General features: G+C 51.8%; 20 protein-coding genes. 14 read left to right on the forward strand and 6 right to left on the reverse strand.

Translation table 11 applies throughout. The features are described from left to right. Nucleotides 1–15 precede the first annotated feature (15 nt). The 6 genes from G9409_RS03340 to G9409_RS03365 all read right to left on the reverse strand — a co-directional run bounded on the left by G9409_RS03340 (nucleotide 16) and on the right by G9409_RS03365 (nucleotide 4,641). Complete coding sequence (locus tag G9409_RS03340) at nucleotides 16–441, reverse strand: YkvA family protein (RefSeq protein ID WP_166807381.1); 426 nt, start codon at nucleotides 439–441, stop codon at nucleotides 16–18. Nucleotides 442–449: 8 nt separating this feature from the next. Beyond that, nucleotides 450–1,265, reverse strand: a complete 816-nt coding sequence (locus G9409_RS03345; RefSeq protein ID WP_166807382.1) for a rhomboid family intramembrane serine protease — start codon at nucleotides 1,263–1,265, stop codon at nucleotides 450–452. Nucleotides 1,266–1,361: 96 nt separating this feature from the next. Then, complete coding sequence (locus G9409_RS03350) at nucleotides 1,362–2,555, reverse strand: phosphoglycerate kinase (RefSeq protein ID WP_166807383.1); 1,194 nt, start codon at nucleotides 2,553–2,555, stop codon at nucleotides 1,362–1,364. A gap of 107 nt (nucleotides 2,556–2,662) precedes the next feature. Then, a complete protein-coding gene (gene mltG / locus G9409_RS03355; RefSeq protein WP_166807384.1) occupies nucleotides 2,663–3,676 on the reverse strand; it encodes an endolytic transglycosylase MltG in 1,014 nt (337 codons plus the stop codon). A gap of 17 nt (nucleotides 3,677–3,693) precedes the next feature. Further along, complete coding sequence (locus G9409_RS03360; protein WP_166807385.1) at nucleotides 3,694–4,020, reverse strand: chorismate mutase; 327 nt, start codon at nucleotides 4,018–4,020, stop codon at nucleotides 3,694–3,696. A gap of 90 nt (nucleotides 4,021–4,110) precedes the next feature. After that, nucleotides 4,111–4,641 carry a YacP-like NYN domain-containing protein gene (locus G9409_RS03365; RefSeq protein WP_006367064.1) on the reverse strand — a complete coding sequence of 177 codons (531 nt, stop codon included), beginning with the start codon at nucleotides 4,639–4,641 and terminating at the stop codon, nucleotides 4,111–4,113. Between the two features lie 231 nt (nucleotides 4,642–4,872). Here G9409_RS03365 and mraZ point away from each other — a divergent pair, with 231 nt between their 5' ends. The 14 genes from mraZ to ftsZ all read left to right on the forward strand — a co-directional run bounded on the left by mraZ (nucleotide 4,873) and on the right by ftsZ (nucleotide 21,710). Beyond that, a complete protein-coding gene (mraZ, locus tag G9409_RS03370; RefSeq protein ID WP_040433675.1) occupies nucleotides 4,873–5,343 on the forward strand; it encodes a division/cell wall cluster transcriptional repressor MraZ in 471 nt (156 codons plus the stop codon). 5 nt (nucleotides 5,344–5,348) lie between these two features. Beyond that, the gene (gene rsmH / locus G9409_RS03375) at nucleotides 5,349–6,338 is read left to right on the forward strand and encodes a 16S rRNA (cytosine(1402)-N(4))-methyltransferase RsmH (protein WP_166807386.1); all 990 of its coding nucleotides are present in this window, start codon (nucleotides 5,349–5,351) and stop codon (nucleotides 6,336–6,338) included. Further along, nucleotides 6,328–6,816 (forward strand): hypothetical protein, encoded by a 489-nt coding sequence (locus G9409_RS03380; RefSeq protein WP_166807387.1) that lies wholly within the window; start codon nucleotides 6,328–6,330, stop codon nucleotides 6,814–6,816. Before rsmH ends, G9409_RS03380 begins: the two co-directional genes overlap by 11 nt. Before the next feature lie 31 nt (nucleotides 6,817–6,847). Continuing rightward, nucleotides 6,848–8,869 carry a penicillin-binding protein gene (locus tag G9409_RS03385; RefSeq protein ID WP_166807388.1) on the forward strand — a complete coding sequence of 674 codons (2,022 nt, stop codon included), beginning with the start codon at nucleotides 6,848–6,850 and terminating at the stop codon, nucleotides 8,867–8,869. Next, on the forward strand, nucleotides 8,866–10,431 hold the full coding sequence (locus G9409_RS03390; protein ID WP_166807389.1) for a UDP-N-acetylmuramoyl-L-alanyl-D-glutamate--2,6-diaminopimelate ligase: 1,566 nt from the start codon (nucleotides 8,866–8,868) through the stop codon (nucleotides 10,429–10,431). Before G9409_RS03385 ends, G9409_RS03390 begins: the two co-directional genes overlap by 4 nt. Beyond that, nucleotides 10,428–11,843, forward strand: coding sequence for a UDP-N-acetylmuramoyl-tripeptide--D-alanyl-D-alanine ligase (locus tag G9409_RS03395; RefSeq protein WP_166807390.1), 1,416 nt, complete (start codon nucleotides 10,428–10,430; stop codon nucleotides 11,841–11,843). Before G9409_RS03390 ends, G9409_RS03395 begins: the two co-directional genes overlap by 4 nt. Nucleotides 11,844–11,850: 7 nt before the next feature. Next, nucleotides 11,851–12,957 (forward strand): phospho-N-acetylmuramoyl-pentapeptide-transferase, encoded by a 1,107-nt coding sequence (gene mraY, locus G9409_RS03400; RefSeq protein WP_166807391.1) that lies wholly within the window; start codon nucleotides 11,851–11,853, stop codon nucleotides 12,955–12,957. Between the two features lie 5 nt (nucleotides 12,958–12,962). Beyond that, a complete protein-coding gene (gene murD, locus G9409_RS03405) occupies nucleotides 12,963–14,360 on the forward strand; it encodes a UDP-N-acetylmuramoyl-L-alanine--D-glutamate ligase (RefSeq protein ID WP_166807392.1) in 1,398 nt (465 codons plus the stop codon). Then, the gene (locus G9409_RS03410) at nucleotides 14,333–15,547 is read left to right on the forward strand and encodes an FtsW/RodA/SpoVE family cell cycle protein (RefSeq protein ID WP_166807393.1); all 1,215 of its coding nucleotides are present in this window, start codon (nucleotides 14,333–14,335) and stop codon (nucleotides 15,545–15,547) included. The genes murD and G9409_RS03410 overlap by 28 nt, the downstream gene beginning before the upstream one ends. 12 nt (nucleotides 15,548–15,559) lie before the next feature. Further along, a complete protein-coding gene (murG, locus tag G9409_RS03415; protein ID WP_166807394.1) occupies nucleotides 15,560–16,657 on the forward strand; it encodes an undecaprenyldiphospho-muramoylpentapeptide beta-N-acetylglucosaminyltransferase in 1,098 nt (365 codons plus the stop codon). 13 nt (nucleotides 16,658–16,670) lie between these two features. Further along, a complete protein-coding gene (murC, locus tag G9409_RS03420) occupies nucleotides 16,671–18,086 on the forward strand; it encodes a UDP-N-acetylmuramate--L-alanine ligase (RefSeq protein WP_166807395.1) in 1,416 nt (471 codons plus the stop codon). 84 nt (nucleotides 18,087–18,170) lie between these two features. After that, complete coding sequence (locus tag G9409_RS03425) at nucleotides 18,171–19,064, forward strand: cell division protein FtsQ/DivIB (protein WP_166807396.1); 894 nt, start codon at nucleotides 18,171–18,173, stop codon at nucleotides 19,062–19,064. Between the two features lie 21 nt (nucleotides 19,065–19,085). Next, entirely contained in the window at nucleotides 19,086–20,387 is a 1,302-nt protein-coding gene (ftsA, locus tag G9409_RS03430) for a cell division protein FtsA (RefSeq protein WP_166807397.1), read from the forward strand. 42 nt (nucleotides 20,388–20,429) lie between these two features. Beyond that, nucleotides 20,430–21,710 (forward strand): cell division protein FtsZ, encoded by a 1,281-nt coding sequence (ftsZ, locus tag G9409_RS03435; protein ID WP_166807398.1) that lies wholly within the window; start codon nucleotides 20,430–20,432, stop codon nucleotides 21,708–21,710. Nucleotides 21,711–21,739: the final 29 nt, after the last annotated feature.

Here is a 21,739-nt window from a genome sequence, read left to right on the forward strand (position 1 = left end):
ACTCTTTTGATCCTTTTATGGATTGTCGATCAGGGTGTAGCTGGCGGGTTCCGCTTCGGAAGCTTTTGCGGCTTCCCAGGCGGAGAAGCGGTCTACATCCTGGATGATGGAGGCAAAAACGGCGGATATGATGGCGATATCGTCAGCAAAGCCGATGAGCGGAATGAAGTCGGCTATGGCGTCAAACGGGGAGACAAAATAGATCAGTGCCGCGGTAACAAGCACAATGGTCTGCCAGGGTATATCGGTGTACTCTTTTGTAATGTAGCAGCGGAGCATCCGTGCCAGCGACTGGATTTTTCCGGATATTTCCGAGAGCTGCGAGGTGTGTTTACCCGGTTTCGAGAGCTTCACTGCCGTTTCGAGCAGTTTTTTTCTCTTCACGGGATCCTTGATTGCCTGCTCAGCCTTTCTCCGGGTTTTCTCAAATCGTTTACTCATGGCTCTTCTTATTTTCGGCTCGCTTTGAGGAGTGTCTGGCGCTCGCTTTCGGTCAGTGAGGTATATCCATGCGCCGAAATCTTGTCAAGAATGGCGTCAATTTCGGCTTCAGACGCAGGTTCTGCAGGTTTCTGTTTCTTGTAGAGCTGAGGGCCGGATCTCTTTTTTCCCGAAGAGCGGAATTTTTGGAGCACCCCGGAGATCGACCACTCGTTTCTTTTTATGGTGATGTAGATAAAACCGATCAGCATCCCTCCAAGGTGTGCGAAATGGGCGATGTTGCTGCCGCTTCCCATGGCCCGGCTGCCGAGTCCGGAAAAAAACTCGATCAGTGCATAACCGGCAATAAAATATTTTGCCTTCAGAGGAAAGAGGAAATAGAGGAAGATGTAGCGATCGGGAAACATCATACCGAATGCAAGCAGCACGCCGTAGATTGCCCCTGATGCCCCTACTGTAGGATAGGGATCACCGCTGGTCATCAGCAGGTTGAGCGCCGCAGCTCCGATTCCGCAAACAAAATAGTAGATATTGAACTGTCGTGTCCCCCAGTGGTTCTCAATCTCGGCGCCGAACATCCAGAGCGCAAACATATTGAAAAAGAGATGGGTGCCGCCGCCGTGAAGGAACATGTAGGTAACCGGCTGCCAGAGTCTGAAATTGCCTGAACCTATCGGCCAGAGCGCCCCGATGGAGCTGATGGCCTCTCCGTACGGCGTCATTTGCAGCAGGAAGACCGCAATATTGATGAGAATAATGGCTTTTATGGCCGGAGGTATAAACTGAAAACCTCCGGGGCTGTATGGCTGACTGGAATTGTTCATCACAATGTCTGGTTCTGCCTGTTCTCATGATGCAGAGAGAGAACAGGCCTGTCGAAAGTTGCTTCCGTAAAGGATTACAGTGGTGTACGGAAACGGTTAGTCGTTCAATGCGGCAATACCAGGCAGCTCCTTGCCTTCAAGGAATTCAAGGCTTGCTCCGCCTCCTGTAGAGATATGGGTAATCTCCTTTGCAAGTCCTGCTTTGGCGATAGCAGAAGCCGAGTCTCCTCCGCCGACAATGGTTATAGCTCCCTTGGCGGTGGCGTCAGCCAGTGCTTTGGCTACGGCCATAGTGCCTGACGCAAAGTTGTCAATTTCAAACACGCCCATTGGGCCGTTCCAGAGTACCGTGCGGGCAGAGAGAATCTCCCTGCTGTAAAGCTCTGCCGTTTTTGGTCCTATATCCACACCGATCATCCCTTCCGGAATGGCGGATATCAGTTCGGTATGGAACCCGGCATCGGCTGAAATTTCGGGGGCAACGATCACATCTTCCGGCAGGAGCAGCTTTATCCCTTTTCTTTTGGCCTCGGCAAGGATCTCAAGTGCAAGGTCAATCTTGCTCTCCTCAACGAGAGAGTTTCCTACCTCGAAGCCCTGGGCCTTGAAGAAGGTAAAGACCATGGCTCCCCCGATCAGCACCGTATCAACTTTTTTAAAGAGGTTTTCAAGGACATCGATTTTCCCTGAAATTTTTGAGCCGCCCAGAATGGCTACAAACGGGCGTTCCGGATCCTGAAGGGCTTTTCCAAGATAGAGCAGCTCGCGTTCTATAAGAAAGCCTGCAACAGCACTCTGTACGTAATGGGTAATCCCCTCGGTTGATGCGTGCGCCCTGTGTGCGGTTCCGAAAGCATCATTGACGTAGATCTCGCCCAGAGAGGCAAGCTCTTTGGCAAAGTCGGGATCGTTGGCCTCTTCCTCGGGATGAAATCTCAGATTTTCAAGCAGTATAACCTCTCCGTCCTGCATGGCAAGGACCTGCTGCATGACCTCGGTTCCGATGGAATCTTTTGCCATCGTTACAGGCGTGTCGATGAGCTCTGAGAGTCTTTTTGCTACCGGGGCAAGAGAGAAGTCCGCGTTGACTTTGCCTTTTGGTCTTCCAAGGTGTGACATCAGAATCAGGCGCCCGCCATCGTCGAGAACTTTGCGAATGGAGGGGAGTGATTCAACGATTCTTTTATCGTCGGTAATGTTTTTGCTGGCGTCAAGAGGAACATTGAAATCAACGCGCATTAATATCCGTTTGCCTTGGATGGAGACGCTTGACAAGGTCTTTTTCTGCATTGCTGTTATGATTGATTAAAAAAACAATTGCTGGTAAATAGTACTAATCTACAATATAATCAATTCACCTGACAGGATATAGGAGACGGTAATGTGTCGCTCTCCTCTCAGGGGGCCGTGTTTCTGCGGGCCTGACGGTATTTTTTAATGTTTTCGTTATGCTCTTTGAGCGACACGGCGAAGTTATGTCCTCCGGTACCCGTGGCAACAAAGTAGAGAAAACCGGTTTCGGCAGGCTGAAGCACCGCAAGAATGGATGCTGTTCCGGGATTGCAAATCGGACCCGGAGGCAGCCCGTTATGGCGGTAGGTATTGTATGGAGAGTCAGCCACGAGATCACGATAGTAGAGGCGGCGAGCCGTTCCTCCGAGTGCGTACTGTACCGTCGGGTCAGCCTGAAGTCGCATATTTTTTTTCAGCCGGTTGAGATAGACGCTTGCTACAACGGGTTTTTCCGAGTCCAGCGGAGTTTCGGCTTCGACAATTGATGCGAGTGTCAGAAGTCCGGTTTCGTTCATCCCCCGTCTTGCGGTCACGGTTTTGAGGCTGTCGGTATAGAATTTCCTGAATCTTTTTACAAGAAATCCGGCAGCCGCGTCAGGTGAGCCGCCCCATGCAAAGTCATAGGTTCCGGGCAACAGGTACCCCTCTGCATTTTTTGCCTTGATGTTGTATCGCCGAAGGAGGCGCTCACTTGATGCCGCCGCCATGAATGCGGTTGAATCAAAGTCGAGTTTACCCGAAAGGATTCTTGCAACTTTTTCGAGATTGATCCCTTCGGGGAGGGTGATGCGAACTTCGTCCTGCTTGTGCGAGTGAAGGTAGTAGAGCAGCATGAAGTTGGACATTCCGGGAGGGATGGAATATCTCCCCGGCTTGATGCTGTGCAGGCGGGGAATAATACTTCCGGTGATGAGTACCGGCCATTTGCTTTGTATCGTGCCGTTACGGGATAGTTCACCCACAATGGCCTGAAATCCGGTTTTCCGGTGAACGACGAGGGGTGTGATGGTTGTGGCGGTGTTGAGGCCGGGCCAAAATAAAAAGAACCCCAGTGCAGTCAGCAAAAGGGCTGAGGCAGCTAATAAGGGCTTTGGTAACGAAACTTTACGCAGTGCCATTCGGAGGGGATGTTCGGTTAGCTGGTAGGGATATCCGGCTGGCTGCTTTTCCAATCATGCTGCACCAGGCGACTCTCTTCAAGAATGCAGCGGTAAATTTTTTCCAGCGCAAGAGATTTTCGGGGTGAATCGGCATGGTTCAGCACATTGTTCAGCACCTCTTTTTCCCTTTCAGGCTGGAGCACCTGCTCTCCGATTCTTGATTTCAGTGAGCTGATATTCTGCGCGCAATGCAGTCTCTGGCAGATAAGAGCCGATAACTGCTGGTCAATGACGTCGATTTTTTTTCGCCATTCGTCAAGTTCCTGCCTGTGCGCTGTATTGTTGACGGTACTCTGCGACATTATGATAAGAAATGGTTAATAAATGTTCCTGCTGCTTCCCGGCCATGCTCCGGGCACCCTGCATAGACTATACACGCTGCCGGCTTGTGCCTACATTTTCCCCCGGGTGAACAACTCCGCCCACTGTGCTACTTCCTTATCACTCAGCGGCTCTCCCCTTACGGCTTTGTCGATGGTTTTACCGAAACCGGATCGACGCTTCCCTTCCGAAAGCGGAGCGGAAGTTCCGTTTTCGCCGAGTTTTAGCGCGAATGCTTCGGATTTTATACACCGTGCACCGAACGCTTCGCTGTAGCGGCGTATTTCATCGTCCGAACTTACAATAGTAACCTTTTTTACGTTTGTGTTCAATGATTTTACGTAATCAATGATCCATTGATCGGCGCTTTTTGTGGCCGGAGTGAAAACAATATGCAGAGGAATGATACTCGAGTGCTCCCGGGCGCTTCCTTTTCCATCATAGACAATGGTGACGGCACATCTGTTTTTTCTCTGAAATGAGAGGAGCTTTTTTTCCATTTCCAGCCGCAACTGCTCAAGCGGCGATGCAGATGGTGACGGAATCAGCTTGTGGATCAGGTTGTAGCCATCCACCACGAACTCTCTTGAGGCGGTTTTCATCGGGCTCTCTGCCTTTGGAAATATGCATAAGAACTACAGTATAAAATAGAGGAATATTTTTTTAGTGCATCCTTTTTTATACATTTTGTAATGTGGAGGAAAATGGTAAAAAATGGGGGTTGCCGTTTATTTTGTCGCTGTTTTTTTCTGTTTTTTGCCTCTCCTGCATGAGCGGAGAGGGTTCCACTCAAGAGTCATATCTGCATAACGGAAGCTAATCGGGTTGCCAAAATGGCCGGCTTTATAGGAAAAGAGATACATGCTGTCGATGAAAAAGGACGCCTGATGATTCCTGTCCGGTTTCGCCGCAAGTTTGGTCGCCCGGTCGAAGATGGATCCGCTGAGTGTGTCGCCGGGCCGGTCGAGGAGCTCTATATTATGAAAGCCCCGGATCGCTCCATTGAACTTTATGAGCCGTTTGTCTGGAGCGGTATTCGCAAAACCATCTCGGCTCTTTCTGATTTTAATCCCGAAGAGCGCCTCCTGAAGACATTGATGTATGAAAGTCTTGAAATTGTTACCCTTGACCGTCAGGGCCGGATTGCTCTCTCAAGGGAGTTTCTTGATCATGCGGGGATTTCGGGGGATGTTGTGATTATCGGGGCTGATACAAAAATGACCGTCTGGGACCCAAAGCAGCTCTCGACAGTGCTGCAGGAGAGTTCAGGCCGGATGGCTTCACTTGCCGGAAGGTATTTTTAACGGGCATGGCACAGGATACTTTTCACGTGCCGGTCCTTGCCGATGAGATCGTTGCATTTCTGGTACAAAAGCCGGGAGTCTATGTTGACGGGACTCTTGGCGGCGGAGGCCATTCGGTGGCAATTCTCCGGGCGCTCGAAAAAGCGGGATATCTCGAAAGCTCACTCCTGATAGGGATTGATCAGGATGATGCCGCTCTCCGGCAGGCAGAAGAGACGCTCAGGGAGTTCCGGAAGAATTCGGTGCTCGTCAAAGGGAATTTTGAGGAGATTTCAGGAGTGATACGAAGGGTTTGCAGCGAAAGAGAGCGCCCGTGGAAAGTTTCCGGAATTCTTCTGGATCTTGGCGTATCATCCTTTCAGATTGACAGTGCGGAGCGGGGGTTCAGCTATCTGCGTAATGGACCGCTTGATATGCGCATGGACAGCAGCGGGCAGCGCAGCGCAGCAGATATTGTCAATACCTGTGATGAGCGGGAGCTGGCCAAAATTTTTTACCGGTACGGAGAGGAGCCGAGAAGCCGGGCGATTTCGCGGGCGATTATCGGCTACCGCCAGAAGCATGGCCCGATCAGCACGACAGAGGAGCTTGGAGGTATTATCCGCGCTATCGCTTATGGCGGTGATAATGTCATCAAAACCCTTTCCAGAGTGTTTCAGGCCCTCCGCATAGAGGTGAATCGTGAACTTGATGTTCTTCGTGAAGCACTTTGTGACGGTATCGAATCGCTTGAAGATCATGGGCGGATGGCGGTTATCAGCTATCATTCACTCGAAGACCGGATCGTGAAAACAGTTTTTGCCGATAGTGCCCGAGAAGACTGGGGCCCTAAAGGAGTAGGTTTGCGGGAGCCTCTCAAGCGAGGCGCCATCAGGCTTGTTACCCGGAAACCGCTGATCGCTTCATCCGGGGAGACGGCTTCAAATTCAAGAGCACGAAGTGCGAAATTGAGAGTCATTGAAAAAAATCCGGAGGGAGGTTCCTGTGCGAGCTGACAGTGTTATTATCTCAGCCCTGAAGAAGGTGCAGGGAGCGTTCAGTGGGGGGAACAGAACGGCTTCTGACAGTCAGTTTGCTCCTGTCCGTGGCGGTGAGCCCTTTTCACCCGCTCCCCCCCGTCCGGAAGCAATGCGTTCCGAGCTCTCCGGCAGTGCGTCAAACACCAATGGCGCCAGTGAGACCGGCGGAGATCCATTTGATTTTGATATAGCTTCGTTGTTGCGGTTACGCTCTTTTTTATACCTTCTTGGCGGTACCGTTGTTTTTCTGTTTCAGACCAACAATACCCTTTCGATAATCAATCTTGCCAGAGAGAATGAGCGTCTCAGGGAGCAGATTCAGATGACATCAAGTGTGATAACCTCGCAGGAACTGAAAGTACATGAGTTGCATAGTATCCATAATATCGTGCAAACGGCCGAAACTCTTGGTCTTATGGCGTCCGGTGAACCTTCTGTGAAACTTGCGCAATAAATGATCTGCCACGATCTCAACAGGAGTGCTTATGAGTGAAGAGCAGAATACCCGGCGGCCGGATGATCATGAGTTCGGGTGGCGTCTCGGGGTGGTGGTTCTCGTTTATTCTGCATTTATTGCCGCAATTATCGGCATGCTGCTCAGTATACAGGTTATCAATGTCGGCAAATACCGTCAGAAAGCGGCCCGTCAGTATGAGCGGGTGGTGACCGAGAAAGCGCAGCGCGGCGTTATTCTCGACCGGCGTTCACGAATGCTTGCCGAGAGCATCGAGTCGGTCTCTTTTTATGCCAATCCGGCAATTATCAGGAAGTCGCCGCTTTTTGATCAGAAAGGAAAGGCGGTTGTTGACCGGAAAAGCGGAAAACAGAAAACCTTTGACAACTCGGCAAAAATCGCTACGATTTTTTCCCGGCAACTCGGCATTAACCGGCTCGAGATCCTTGGAGCGTTGAGAAAGCCGAAGGGTGTCGTTGTTCTTGGTCGCAAAATTCCCGTTGCAAAAGCACTCCCGCTCATGCAGGAGAAGTATCCGGGAGTATGGTCTGACAAGGATCAGCAGCGCTACTACCTGAATGTTGCGGCTCAGGTGATCGGTTTTACCGACAGTAAAAACGAGGGGAGCAGCGGTCTTGAGTTGCAGCTCAACAAGGCATTGAAGGGTCGTGACGGAACACGAATATTTCAGCGATCCGCAACTGGCGTCCGTTATCCGGCGCCTGACGCAAAGCAGCTGGATCCCGTTAAAGGCAACACGGTTCAGCTGACTCTCGATGCCGATATACAGAGCATTGTCGAAGATGAGCTGACCAAAGCGGTTGAGCGGTTTAATGCCGATGCAGCGGCAAGTATTGTTATGGATGTCCGTACAGGAGAGATCATTGCCATGGCAAACAATCCGGTTTTTGATCTGAACCAGAGAGGGACATGGACTCCGGAGCGATCCCGAAACCGGGCGGTAACCGACAGCTATGAGCCGGGCTCAACCTTCAAACTGGTTATGGCGGCGGCAGCAACAGAGGTACTGAAAAGAAAAGCAACGGATATTGTCTTTGCCAATAACGGCAACATGCCGATCTATAATCTCAACATCCGTGATCACGAACCATACGGAAATATCACCTTCCGTCAGGCAATCATGTATTCAAGCAATATTGTGGCGGCAAAGACGGCCATGGCGGTCGGAAGTGCAAAGTTCAACGCCTATGCAAGAAATTTCGGTTTTGGCGTTAAAACCGGAGTCGGACTGACCGGAGAGTCGCCCGGAAGGGTTCGTACGCTTGCCCGTTGGGACAGAACCACACTCCCCTGGATGGGATACGGCTATCAGGTTATGGCGACACCGCTGCAGATCCTTCAGGCTTATGCGGCGGTCGCCAACAATGGTACGCTGATGAAGCCCTTTATTATCAAGAAGGTGACTGATGCAGAGGGAAACGTGGTCAGGGAGAGTGTTCCGGAAAAAGTGCGGCAGGTTATTTCCCCTGAAGCCGCAAGATATATCGGACGGGAGTATTTCAAGGCGGTTGTTGACAGCGGTACGGCTAAGAGTGCTTCGGTGCCGGGCATCAGTGTCGCAGGAAAGACCGGAACTGCACGGCGCGCTGCCGGGGGTTCCTATGCCAACCCGGTCTATGTCTCATCTTTTGTCGGATATTTTCCTGTGGAGACCCCTCTGTATGCCATTATTGTGGTTGTTGAAAATCCCAGAACAGCCTACTACGCCGCCACGGTTGCGGCGCCGGTTTTTTCCGGTATAGCCTCAAGAATGATCGCCTGTTCGGAAGAGATGCAGAAAAATCTTGCATTCCGTTCACCGCAACAGACCATGCTTGAAACGGCTAAAGCTGTTGCCGTTCCGGAACTTGTCGGACTCAGGGGAAGAGATGCCCGGCGGATGCTTAAGTGGCTCAAGCTTGAAATGGAGTATTCAGGAGATCTGGATGGAGTTGTTGCTGCTCAGAGTGTTCTTCCCGGCAAAATGGTTGAGCTCTCCAGGGTTATCAGGGTGAAGCTTTCAGAGGGAAACCGTAACCGGAAGAGCTTATGAATGGCTCTGAACAACGCGCAGGGATTCGGCAGGTGCCGCTTGAAAAGCTGCTCGGGGGGATCTCCGCGCTGGAGCTGGCAGGAAATCGGGAGCCTGCCGGAGAGATCACCTGTGTAACCAGTGATTCCCGTGAAGTGATTCCCGGCGCATTGTTTGTTGCCGTAAGAGGGTATTGTACCGATGGGCACCGCTTTATCAAAAGTGCTGTGGAGCGGGGGGCAGGGAGCGTCATCTGTGAAGAGATTCCTTCCGGCATAGAGGATGGTGTGCTGTTCATAAAAGTGACGGATGCGCGTATTGCTCTGGCAGAAGCGGCAAGGATTTACTATGGAGAAGCCTCTGATCAGTTGATGATTATCGGGGTTACCGGAACGAACGGCAAAACCACGACCTCTAAGCTGATAACCTCCATGCTCAATGCCCGGGGGATCTCCTGCGGTTATATAGGGACCAATCTCTGTACGTATGCAGAGCGGGAGATTCCGCTTGACCGCACCACTCCGGAAGCTCACGGACTTCATGCGCTTTTCCGCCAGATGCTTGACGGTGGTTGCAGAGCAGTGGTGATGGAGGTCTCATCGCATGCGCTCATGTTGAAGCGGGTACACGGTATCAGGTTTCGTGCGGCGGTGTTTACCAATCTGACACCGGAGCACCTTGATTTTCATGAAACCATGGAGGCCTATGCTTCGGCAAAACAGCTCCTTTTTGATCAGCTCACTCCTGACGGTTTTGCGGTGCTCAACCGTGATGACCCTGCCGCCCCTTTTATGGCGGAGAGGGTGCGGCCTGAAAAAATATATTGCTGCTCTCTTTCGTCGCGTCAGCCTTCCTCGCTCGCATGCGGGAACTCCTTTTTTGCCGAGATTACCAGTGCTTCGATTGCTTCAAGCCGTGTCGCACTGCATTTTCCTGAAACCGTTGTCTCCATGGAGGTAAGGCTTCCGGGCAGCTTTAATGTCATGAATATGCTGGAAGCCGCATCGGTTGGATTTGGTATGGGTCTTGATCCCGATGAGATATGCCGTTCGCTCTCTCTGGTCTCGGCTGTTGAGGGCCGGATGGAGCGGGTTGGCGAGAGTTGTTCGGGAGGGATGGCTTTTGTTGATTATGCGCACACGCCGGATGCGCTTTTCAAGGCGCTCTCAACCCTTCGGGCGCTGAAGGACGAGCACTCCCGTCTGGTCGTCGTTTTTGGCTGCGGAGGAAACAGGGACCGGTCGAAACGACCGGAAATGGGCCGTATTGCCTCGGAGCTTGCTGATGAAGTGATCATTACCTCTGATAACCCCCGGGACGAGGATCCGGAAGCTATTCTGGATGCAATAGAGCAGGGTATGAACCGCAGCGGCCGATACCGGAGAATAATCGACAGGGCTGAGGCCATAAGGGTTGCCGTGTCGATGATCAGGACGGGAGATGTCCTTCTTGTGGCCGGAAAGGGTCACGAAAAGTATCAGGAAATTTCCGGCAGAAAAGCGTTCTTTTCAGACCGTGAACAATTATTAACCTCTATGCAGCACAGCTGCGAAGGAGAACCGGAGAAGGAGTGCGAGCGATGAACGGTGTTTTGAGTGTGGAAGATTTCAGGGGGATTGGCGATGTTGTTACACATGGTTCTCCACTCCTGACGATTACTGCGCCTGTAGTGGTTATTGATTCACGGGAGGTGAAAGGGGGCGAACTGTTTGTTGCCCTGAAGGGGGAGCGAACCGATGGCCACTGTTATGTAAGCAATGTTTTTCAGCAGGGGGCAAGCTGGGTGATGGTCAGCCGTGAGTGGTATGAAAAAGAGGGCTCTCCACAGCCTCCGGAAGGCAAAGGGTTTATTGTGACCGTTGATCCCGTTGCGGGCCTGCAGCAGCTTGCATTATGCTACCGTAACACCTTTTCCATTCCCGTTGTGGCTATCGGTGGCAGCAATGGAAAGACTACGACCAAGGAGATGGTCGCTTCGGTACTTGCAACCGGCTTCACGGTGCACATGAGCCAGGGGAACAGGAACAATCATCTTGGTGTACCGCTCACCCTGCTTCAGATACGGCCCGATACCGGTATTGCGGTTGTTGAAGTTGGAATAAACCATCCCGGAGAGATGGAGGAGCTGACGGCCATTGCCAGGCCGACCCACGGTCTGTTGACCAATATCGGCCATGAGCACCTGGAGTTTCTCATTGATCTTGATGGTGTTGCGGCTGCTGAAACACAGCTTTTCACCTATCTGCAGGAGAGTGGCGGAACCGCTTTTGTAAACGGTGATGATGCACGGCTCAGGTCTGCCGGAGAGGCGCTTGATGGGCCGGTCATCTACGGAACAGCTGAACTCCCGGGCCGGCTCTGTTGGGCGAGGGATATCAGCGTTTGCCGGGATGGCCGCATCTCGTTCGTGTTGTGTTCAACCGATCGAACTGAACCGGTTACCCTGAACTTTACCGGAAAACATAATGTGATCAATGCGGTTGCGGCGGCAGCTGTCGGCCTTCATTTCGGGCTTCCTCTCTCCCGTATCAGGGAGGGGCTTGAATCTCTGGTTCCGGCTACCGGCTGGAAACGGCTCGAAGTAATGGATTCCTTCGGCCTCCGTATTCTCAATGACACCTATAATGCCAACTCCGACTCCATGCGTCTGGCCATTGATGCCCTGTGTGATCTGCCCTGTGAAGGCAAACGCATAGCGGTGCTTGGAGATATGCTTGAACTCGGTGCCGCCGGAGATGTTGAACATGAGTCGATTGGCCGCTATATTCACCAGAGCCGCGTTGACCTGCTCTTTGTTTATGGAGAGAAAGCGCGGTTGATCTGCCTGGAGTCACCGGGAAACTGCCAGGGTCACTTTTCAACTCATGAAGAGCTGCTTGAGGCACTGCTTGATGCGGTGCATGACGGGGACGCGATTCTTTTCAAGGGGTCAAGGGGGATGAAGCTTGAGCGTGTGGTTGAGGCACTCATGAACGTACGAACCAATAACAGGTAAGATTACAATGCTTTATTATCTGCTGAAGTACATCAATGATCTCTTTCACCCACCGGTACTTCGGGTTATTGAGTATCTCACCTTCAGGGCAAGTGCCGCAGCTATTACGGCGCTTTTGATCACCCTGTTTGTCGGGCCGGGATTCATCAACTACCTTAAATCCCGGATTATTGAGCCGATCAAGGAGGAGGCTCCTCCTGAGCACCGGAAGAAAAAAGCGGTGCCGACAATGGGCGGGCTGCTTATTATCTTTTCCATAGAGATCTCGGTCCTGCTTTGGTCGAAATTCAATGATCCGCATGTCTGGCTGATTATGCTTGCGGTACTCTGGATGGGTGTAATCGGTTTTATTGATGATTACCGGAAGGTGGTGCTTAAAATCAAGGGAGGTCTTTCGGCCCGCTACAAGCTGATAGGCCAGGTCACTCTCGGACTGGTGATAGGGCTCTATACCTGGTTCGATCCCGCTTTTTCCGTGCTGCTGTCAACGACAACGGTTCCGTTTTTCAAATACCTGACCATCGATTACGGGATTTTTTATATCCCTATCGTTATTTTTATCATTACTGCAGTCTCCAATGCGGTCAACCTCACCGATGGGCTTGACGGGCTTGCTTCCGGCAGCTCTGCCATCGTGGTTATGGGCCTTGGCGGCTTCTCCTATCTTGCCGGAAACGCGGTCTATGCAAGCTATCTCAATATTCCCTTTATTGCCGGTGGAGGAGAGATTGCCGTGGTCTGTATGGCCATTGTCATGTCCTGCGTAGGCTTTTTATGGTTCAACTCCAATCCTGCCGAAATATTCATGGGTGATACCGGTTCGCTTGCCCTCGGCAGCGCTATTGCGGTTATCGCACTGCTTATCAAGCAGGAGCTGCTCCTTCCGGTGATGGCGGGTATATTTTTTCTTGAGACGCTCTCGGTCTCCCTTCAGGTACTCTATTTCAAGTATACAAAAATGCGCTTTGGCCAGGGACGCCGTATTTTCCTTATGGCACCGCTGCATCACCATTTTCAATTGAAAGGGTGGGCGGAACAGAAGATTGTTATCAGGTTCTGGATTGTGACGATTCTCTTTTTTCTTGCCAGTCTCATGACCTTAAAACTCAGATAAGGGCTATGGATCTATCCGGAAAAAAAGTTACGGTCCTTGGTGCCGCCAAAAGCGGTATTGCTGCAGCGGCACTGCTCCACAACAAAGGCGCACAGGTACTGGTCAGCGAACTGGGCAGGATCGGAGCGGCAGCACAGCAGTCACTTCATGAGCTGAACATCCCGTTTGAAGAGGAGGGTCACTCCGGCCGGGTTTATGATGCCGATCTCTGTGTCATCAGCCCCGGGATACCACCTACGGCAAAGGTTGTACAAGCCATGCAGGAGAGAGGTATTGCGATCTTCAGCGAGATTGAGATAGCCGCTCTTTTCTGCCGGGCAAGAGTTGTCGGTATAACCGGTACGGATGGCAAAACCACCACCGCCACCTTGATTCACCGGATATGCGAAGCTGACGGCCTGCTGCACAACTATCGGGCATTCAGTGTCGGCAATATCGGCATACCGTTTTCGTCGATGGTTCTGGAGATGCATCCCCGGGATGTTGCTGTCGTCGAGCTGAGCAGTTACCAGCTGGAGCGCTGTGTTGCCTTCCGCCCCGATATTGCGGTGATTACCAATATTACACCGGATCACCTTGCCCGTTATGAGGGTGATATGCATCGGTATGCGGCAGCGAAATTCAGGATTTATCAGAATCAGGGGGAGCGCGACACGCTCATATACAATGATGATGATCCCCTGCTCAGTAAACATTTTGCCGTTGACTCCGCCAGATTTCCTTTTCAGATAGTTCCATTCCGGATGGATCAGCGCGAAGCAGACGGGAGTGGCCGGAGCATGGTTTTTCTTGATAACGAGAGGGTGGTTTTCCGCACCGTGAGCGGAGAGGAAAGGGTTGTGGCGACAGCGGATTTTCTGAAAGAGAGTTTTCGGGGTCGTCATAATATTTATAATGTACTCGCGGCAGTTGCGGTCTCAAAGGTACTGGGTATCGAGAGCGGGGTTCTCCGTGACGTGCTTTCGGATTTCACCGGGGTCGAGCACCGTCAGGAGTTTGTCATGACCATCAACGGTTCCGGCTGGATCAACGACTCAAAAGCGACAAACCTCAACGCCATGCGCCAGGCGCTCGAATCGGCACCGGGAAAGGTGGTTCTGATTGCCGGCGGACAGGACAAGGGAAATGATTATGCAACCATAGCCGGGCTGGTCCGAACAAAGGTTGCTCTGATTGTCGCTATCGGTGAATCAAAAGAGAAGCTTGTTTCGGCTTTTGAGGGTGTTGTCCCCGTCAGGCCGGCAGAGTCGCTTCAGGCGGCGGTTGCCATGGCTCGAAACGCTGTTGAGCGTGGCGAGAGCGTCCTCTTTTCACCGGGGTGTGCAAGTTTTGACATGTTCGAGAATTTCGAGGATCGCGGCAGGCAGTTTAAACAATGCGTTCAACAGTTACCCTCATGCTGAATACTCCTCAACATCACGCATCCAAAGAGGGGGCTGCTCCTGAAGCCTTGTCGCTTCCTTCCCGCGGGGAGGGAATTGCCGGAAAACTGCTCATGCTCATAGTTGCCATTCTCATGTGCATCGGGGTGGTTGTTGTGTACAGCAGCGGAGCCGGATGGGCTGAGACGAAATATGCGAGCACTGAATATTTTTTATGGAGGCAGCTTACCTTTTCCCTGCTCGGAATAGTCACTATCGTTTTGATTGCCCAGCTTGACTATCACGTTTTCTGGAAAACCAGCAAGATTATTCTTGCTGTCAGCATTGTGCTGCTGACGCTTCTTCTTGCCCTGAAAGCGGTTGGTATTATTTCCGGTGCGGCGCGCTGGATAGGTTTTGGTCCGCTCAAATTTCAGGTATCCGATTTTGCCAAATACGCCCTGATTTTTCATTTTTCCCGTCTCATCAGCGAAAAGCAGAGTTATATCAAGGATCTCAACAGCTCGTTCTATCCCCTGCTTACCATTCTTTTGACTGTTGTTTGTCTTGTGGCTCTTGAGCCGAACTTCAGTACGGCATCACTGATCGCCATGATCGGCTTTATGCTGATGTTTATAGGCGGGGTCAGCATTCGTCATCTGCTGCTTACCGCATTGCCCCTGATTCCTGTCGCGGCCGTCTTTGCCATTGCAGCGCCCTACCGGGTAGCACGTCTGCTCTCATTTTTCAGCGGAGATGAGAAAGGGATGAGCTATCAGGTTGTCCAGGCGTTGATCGGCCTCGGAAACGGCGGGCTGTTCGGTCTTGGCATCGGTGCCAGCAAGCAGCGCCAGCTCTATCTGCCGCTCTCCTATAACGATTTTGTCTTTGTCGTTGTCGGCGAAGAGTATGGATTTTTAGGCGCCCTTGCGGTTATTGCACTTTTTGCCGGATTTTTTTTCTGTGGCCTAATCATCGCAAAGCATGCCCCGGATAATTTCGGCAAGTATGTTGCCAGCGGCATCACCATGGCGATCTCTCTTTTTGCATTTATCAATATTGCTGTTGCCTGCCATCTGCTGCCGACAACGGGTGTTGCGCTGCCCTTTATCAGTTATGGCGGTACCGCACTGCTCTTCAACTCCCTCGGAGTTGGTATTCTGATGAGCATCTCCCGTTACAAGAAACGCGAGCTTGACCGGATTGTCAGGAATGAGGCTACCAAATAAAAGGATGGTTCCATGAAAGTGCTTTTTGCCGGCGGCGGAACAGGCGGGCATTTGTATCCGGCAGTAGCTATGGCCGGTGAACTGCGCAAGCTTGTGGCGGAGGTCGAAGTCTCTTTTGCCGGGACAACCAGTGGCATTGAGGCGACCGAAGTCCCGAGACTCGGTTACAGCCTCCACCTGATTCCGGTAAAAGGGCTGAAAAGAGGGCTCTCTCCCTCCAATATTCTGGCAAATCTCGGGATCATTTCCGGCTTTGCGGCCTCGGTTTTCCGGGCGGCGGCCCTGATCCGGCGTGAGGCACCTGATGTTGTGGTCGGTACCGGAGGATTTGTCAGTGCACCGGTGCTCCTTGCGGCCCAGCTGACGGGCAAAAAAACACTCATCCAGGAGCAGAATGCTTTTCCGGGTGTCACAACAAAGCTGCTTTCACTTCTGGCAAGCGAAATCCATCTTGCATTTGAAGATGCACGCAGGTTTATTCCGGGATCAAGAGCGGTCTATATTACCGGCAATCCGGCCCGGTCATTTGAACTGCACTCCCCTCATGAGGCAAGGGCGGGTTTCGGCCTGCATGAAGATCGCCCCACCCTTCTCGTCTTCGGAGGGAGCCGTGGCGCGCGCTCAATCAACAATGCCATACTTCAGCGGGTTCCGGAGATAACGGCATCATCAAACATACTCTGGCAGACCGGGGCTCTTGACTTTGAGCGGATCAAAAAGCAGGTGGTTCCCTCCCCTTATCTTGCGGTTTGTCCGTATATTGAGGAGATGGGTGCTGCATACAGCGCGGCAGACCTGGTTGTGTGCCGGGCGGGAGCATCATCAATTGCGGAGCTTACAAATCTTGGAAAGCCTTCGGTGCTTGTCCCTTATCCCTATGCGACCGGCGACCATCAGCGCCATAATGCAAGGGCACTGGTAAAGGACGGGGCAGCCATGGTGATTGAGGATGACCATCTTGGAGATTCGGATTCAATTAAAAAAATTCTTGAGCTGCTGCATAATCCGGGAAAACTGAAAAGCATGGGCACCGAATCGGTAAAACTGGGCTATCCTGACGCAGCCCGTCAACTTGCCCTGCGGATTATAACGCTTGCCAAAAAACATTAAGGAGTAACGTTTCATGGAACTCGGGAAGACAAAAAGTGTTCATATCGTCGGAATCGGGGGTGCCGGTATGAGTGCTATAGCTGAACTGCTCCTGAAGTCAGGGTTCGGAGTAACGGGTTCTGATGTATCGACCGGAGAGGTGACCGACAAGCTTGTTGAGCATGGCGCAGTCATTTATCAGGGCCATCGTGCCGAGCAGGTTACAGCCTGTGATGTGGTGGTCTACTCTTCAGCTATCCGGCAGGAAGAAAATGTTGAAATCATTGCCGCCCGAAAAGCAGGCATTCCGGTTATCAAAAGGGATGAGATGCTGGGTGAGCTTATGCGCTACAAATCCGGAATCTGCATCTCCGGTACGCATGGCAAGACAACCACCACGGCCATGATCGCAACCATGCTTATTGAGTCCGGTGAGTCGCCGACGGTCATGATCGGAGGAATATCAGACTATCTTAAAGGGAGTACGGTTGTCGGTGAGGGGAAATATATGGTTATTGAGGCGGATGAGTTTGACCGGGCATTTTTGAGGCTTACGCCAACCATTGCCATTGTCAACAGCCTTGAGTCGGAGCATATGGATACCTACGGTACGCTTGATGAGCTGAAACAGGCCTTTATTGCCTTTGCCAACAAGGTCCCTTTTTATGGAAGGGTAATCTGTTGTGTAGACTGGCCGGAGATCAGAAAAATCATTCCTTCGCTGGACCGGCTCTATACAACGTTCGGCATCGAAGAGCCTGCCGATGTTATGGCTTATGATATTGTTCTCGAAAAACAGCGATCAACGTTTACGGTTCGGGCCTATGGCATTGAGTATCGGGATGTCAGCATTAATGTCCCCGGACGTCATAATGTGCTTAATGCCCTTGCTGCATTTTCAACGGGTCTTGAGCTGGGAATCGCGCCTGAAAGGCTGATTGCCGGTCTTGGATGCTACAGCGGCATGAGGCGGAGATTCCAGGTGAAATTCGATAACGGCAAGGGGCTCATGGTTGTTGACGATTATGCCCATCATCCATCGGAAGTCAAGGCGACCGTCAAGGCGGCCAAGAGCGGCTGGGTTGATTCCCGGGTGGTTGCTGTTTTTCAGCCGCACCTTTTTTCCCGCACAAAAGAGTTTGCCGATGAGTACGGTTGGGCGCTTTCACGGGCCGATATTGTCTTTATTGCCGATGTCTACCCTTCAAGGGAGAAGGCGGTGGATTATCCCGGAGTGGACGGCACTCTGGTTTCGACAGCGGTCAGAAAAGCCGGAGGCAAGCATGTCGAGTTTATTGCGGAGAGAGAGTCGCTTTTTGCTGCACTCAAAGAGTATGCGGTTGATGGAACCATGCTGCTCTTCATGGGTGCGGGGGATATTACGAGGCTTGCCTCCGAAGCCGCTGAGTTCTGCCGGACCAGTGCGGTTGACGGGCCGGATCTCCTTTGAGCAGGATGAGAAAATATGGTGATGGCGCAGGAGCAGCGAGCTCCGTAGCTGCGTGCTTGATGAAGCGGATGAAAAAGCTTTTTTATGCCTGATTCTGAATTTCAGCAATACAAGGGAGAGCCCGTGGAGAGTGCCCCTCAGGAGTATCCGGAATCCGGAAACAAGGGGGGCGCTTTCGATCCTCAGCTTCCGGCATACTCCGGAAACTGGAAGGTGCTGCTGTTTGTTATGGTGATTGTCTTGTCTGCCCTCTTTGCGCTTGCGCAATATGCTTCGCACTGGAAAAAAGAGGTTGTTGTCAGGGAGGTTGTCATTGACGGACTCTCAATTCTCTCCCGCAGCGAGCTGGCGGCAAATCTTAAAGGATATCAGGGGAAAAATCTGCAGCAGCTTGATGCCGCAGAGATCAGGAAAAGGGTGGTTGCCTCCCCCTATGTCAAGGATGCGGTGATCAGCAAGGAGCTGAACGGGATTGTGCGGATAAGGATTCTTGAACGGGTGCCGGTAGCCATGACGGTTATTGGCGGCAGGGTCATGGCAATAGACCGGGAGGGGTATCTTCTGCCTGCGAGAGCGGGTCTGTTTGGGCAGGTGCCGAAATTGCTTGAGGTTCGGGGTATAAGCCGGCTCAGGACCGCTCGAAATGGTCTGCAGCAACTGGATATTCGTGATAGCTACCTGCTCCAGCAGTTTCTGGATGCTCTTGCTTCAACGGATTATGCCCCTTTGCTGGTTCGTGAGTTCCATTTAGAAGAGAACAATCACTCCAGTTTTGTTGCTGTTCAGGCCCCTACCCGTTTTATTGTAGGCAATGATGGTAACTTCAAGGAAAAGTTGAAAAAATTCGAGATATTCTGGCAAAAGGTTGTATCAATTAAAGGTTTTGGAACTTTCGAGACTGTGGACTTGAGGTTCAGGGACAGGATTTTTACCAGGGATCCTCTATCTCCGGAAGTCCCGCAGGTTAATCCCCTGTGATAATCATGCAAGAATAGAACAATGCTGAAAAGCAATATTGCTGTTGGTCTTGATATCGGAACAACGAAGGTTTGCGTTGTTGTTGCCGAAAAAGATGCTCTCGGTAAACTCAATGTGCTTGGCAAAGGTCGTTCAAATTCAGACGGCCTTCAAAGAGCGACCGTTGTCAATATCAACAAGACTGTTGCCGCAATCAAGGCGGCTGTAGCTGACGCTGAACGGGAGTCATCAATTCGTATCAATGGCGTCAATGTCGGGATTTCCGGGGCTCATGTTCACTGTATTCACAGTAATTCGGAAATCAGCATCAATCAGTCCGGAATTGTCAATGACTCTGATGTCAAGCGATTTCTGGAAAAAGCCAAAACCAATATCCGCTATCTGGATATCGATCACGAAATTATCCATGTCATTCCGCAGGAGTTCATTGTTGATGATCAGGAGGGGCTGCTCGACCCTATAGGGATGGCCGGAACGACCATGCGCGGCAGCGCCTATATTGTGGTCGGTCAGCGCACCAAGATCCGCAATATCAAGCAGTGTGTCGAGAAGGCCGGACTGGAGATAAACGGGCTGACCTTTGAGCCTGTAGCCTCCGGTATGGCGGTCATAAAAGAGCGTGAGGAGAAGAGCGGAGTTGTTGTTATTGATATCGGCGGCGGTACCACCGAGGTTGCCATCTATAATAACGGAGCGATCCGCTACTCTGAAGTGATCAAGGTCGCCGGCAATGATGTAACGCACGATGTTGCTCACGGAGTCAAGGCGCTGTATGAAGTGGCCGAAGAGCTTAAAATTCAGCATGGATGCGCCTATGCCCAGTTGAGCGGTGAAGATGAAGAGCTGCTTATTGAGGGAATTGAAGGCCGGCCGCAAAAGTCATTTCCCAAAAGTTCATTGACCATGATCATCGAAGCCCGGATGATGGAGATTCTGGAGCTTGTCAGGGACTCGGTCAAACGGTCGGGTTACTATGAGTACATCAATGCCGGAGCCATTATCACCGGTGGCGGTTCGCTCCTGCCGGGTACCGAGGAGCTTGCCCGCGATGTGCTCGGGCTTGATGTCCGTATCGGATATCCGGAAGGCGTATCGGGCGGAATCAAGGGCTCAATCAACAATCCCATGTATGCTACCGTGATGGGACTTGTTGCCCATTCGTTTCAGTATACCCCTCCCGACGATTATGGTTTCGCTTCAACAGCCGAGGTGTTGCCGAATTCTGCGCAGGCCGTCATTGACGAAGAGAGTCCCGTTCAGGAGTCGGGGCCGGCACGTAAAAAAATTGTGGATCGTATGAAGAAATTCTGGGAGCAATTGTAATGGTCGCAGCAAACATGAGCGATTTAAAGGGAGAACTGACTGATGGCGTTTGAGCTGGATCCCGGACTGTTTGACAGTGAGCAGGGAAAAGGGGTTACCATAAGGATTGTCGGTGTCGGCGGTTGCGGCGGCAATGCTGTAAACAATATGATTGACCGGAAAATCAGCGGTGTTGAATATATCGTATTCAATACCGATCGCCAGGCGCTGCTGAACTCCAAGGCGCCGATCAGGGTGCAGATCGGCAAGAAAGCGACCAACGGGCTTGGCGCAGGAGCTGATCCCGCCAAAGGCCGGCAGGCAGCAGAGGATGACCGGGAGATTATAGCCGCCCAGCTCAGGGGTGCCGATCTTGTTTTTATTGCAGCAGGTATGGGCAAGGGAACCGGTACCGGCGCAGCTCCTGTTATTGCCTCTATTGCAAGGAATATGGGGATCCTGACGATCGGGGTTGTAACCAGACCCTTCAATTTTGAAGGCCAGGTCAAGGCAAAGATTGCTGATGGCGGTATTTCCGAGCTCCGCAAATATATTGATACGCTCATTCTTGTTGAAAACGAGAAGATTCTCAGTATTGCCGAGGAGGGGGTAAGTGCCACAGAGGCATTCAACATGGCCAACGATGTACTCTACCGGGCGGCAAAAGGTATTGCTGATATTATTACCCGCCACGGGCATGTCAATGTTGACTTTGCTGATGTTCGCAGCATTATGTCCGGAGCCGGTGATGCGGTTATGGGCTCTTCGGCTGCGTCGGGAGAGCGCCGGGCACTGAAGGCTTCATCGGATGCTCTCAACAGCCCGCTGCTTGAAGGTGTGTCGGTAAACGGAGCCAAAGGGGTGCTGGTCAACATTACCGGCGAGGTCACCATGCGTGACATGAGGGATGCCATGAGCTACATAGAGGAGCAGGTCGGCAGCAATGCCAAGATTATAAACGGTTATGTTGATGAACCGCAGGTTTCCGGAGAGATCAGGGTTACCGTTATTGTAACCGGATTCAAGCGGGTGGCGGAGGGTGATGAGCATGAGAGTGCACAGCGCAGCTCTTCATCTGCTTCGCAGGGATTCCGTCAGGGGCAGACTCTCTCTTCGTCTGTCAGGCAGTCCAGCTCCGTTTACCCCGAACGACAGGAAGAGGATTTGCGTATTCCCGCATATATCCGGCGCCAGTTGTCTATCCATGATCCGCATGAGGTGGAGGGCAGAAAAAATTCCGGAACAACTGATCAGAAGACGACAGTACCGGCAGGAACAGGAGATAGTGATGATAAAATTCAGAAAGGGTCAACAGATACACCGGCATATCTCCGCAGGAAATAAAAACGGAATCTGAAACAGCCTTTCTCATA

It is taken from the genome of Candidatus Chlorobium masyuteum, assembly GCF_011601315.1.
GTDB lineage: Bacteria > Bacteroidota > Chlorobiia > Chlorobiales > Chlorobiaceae > Chlorobium > Chlorobium masyuteum.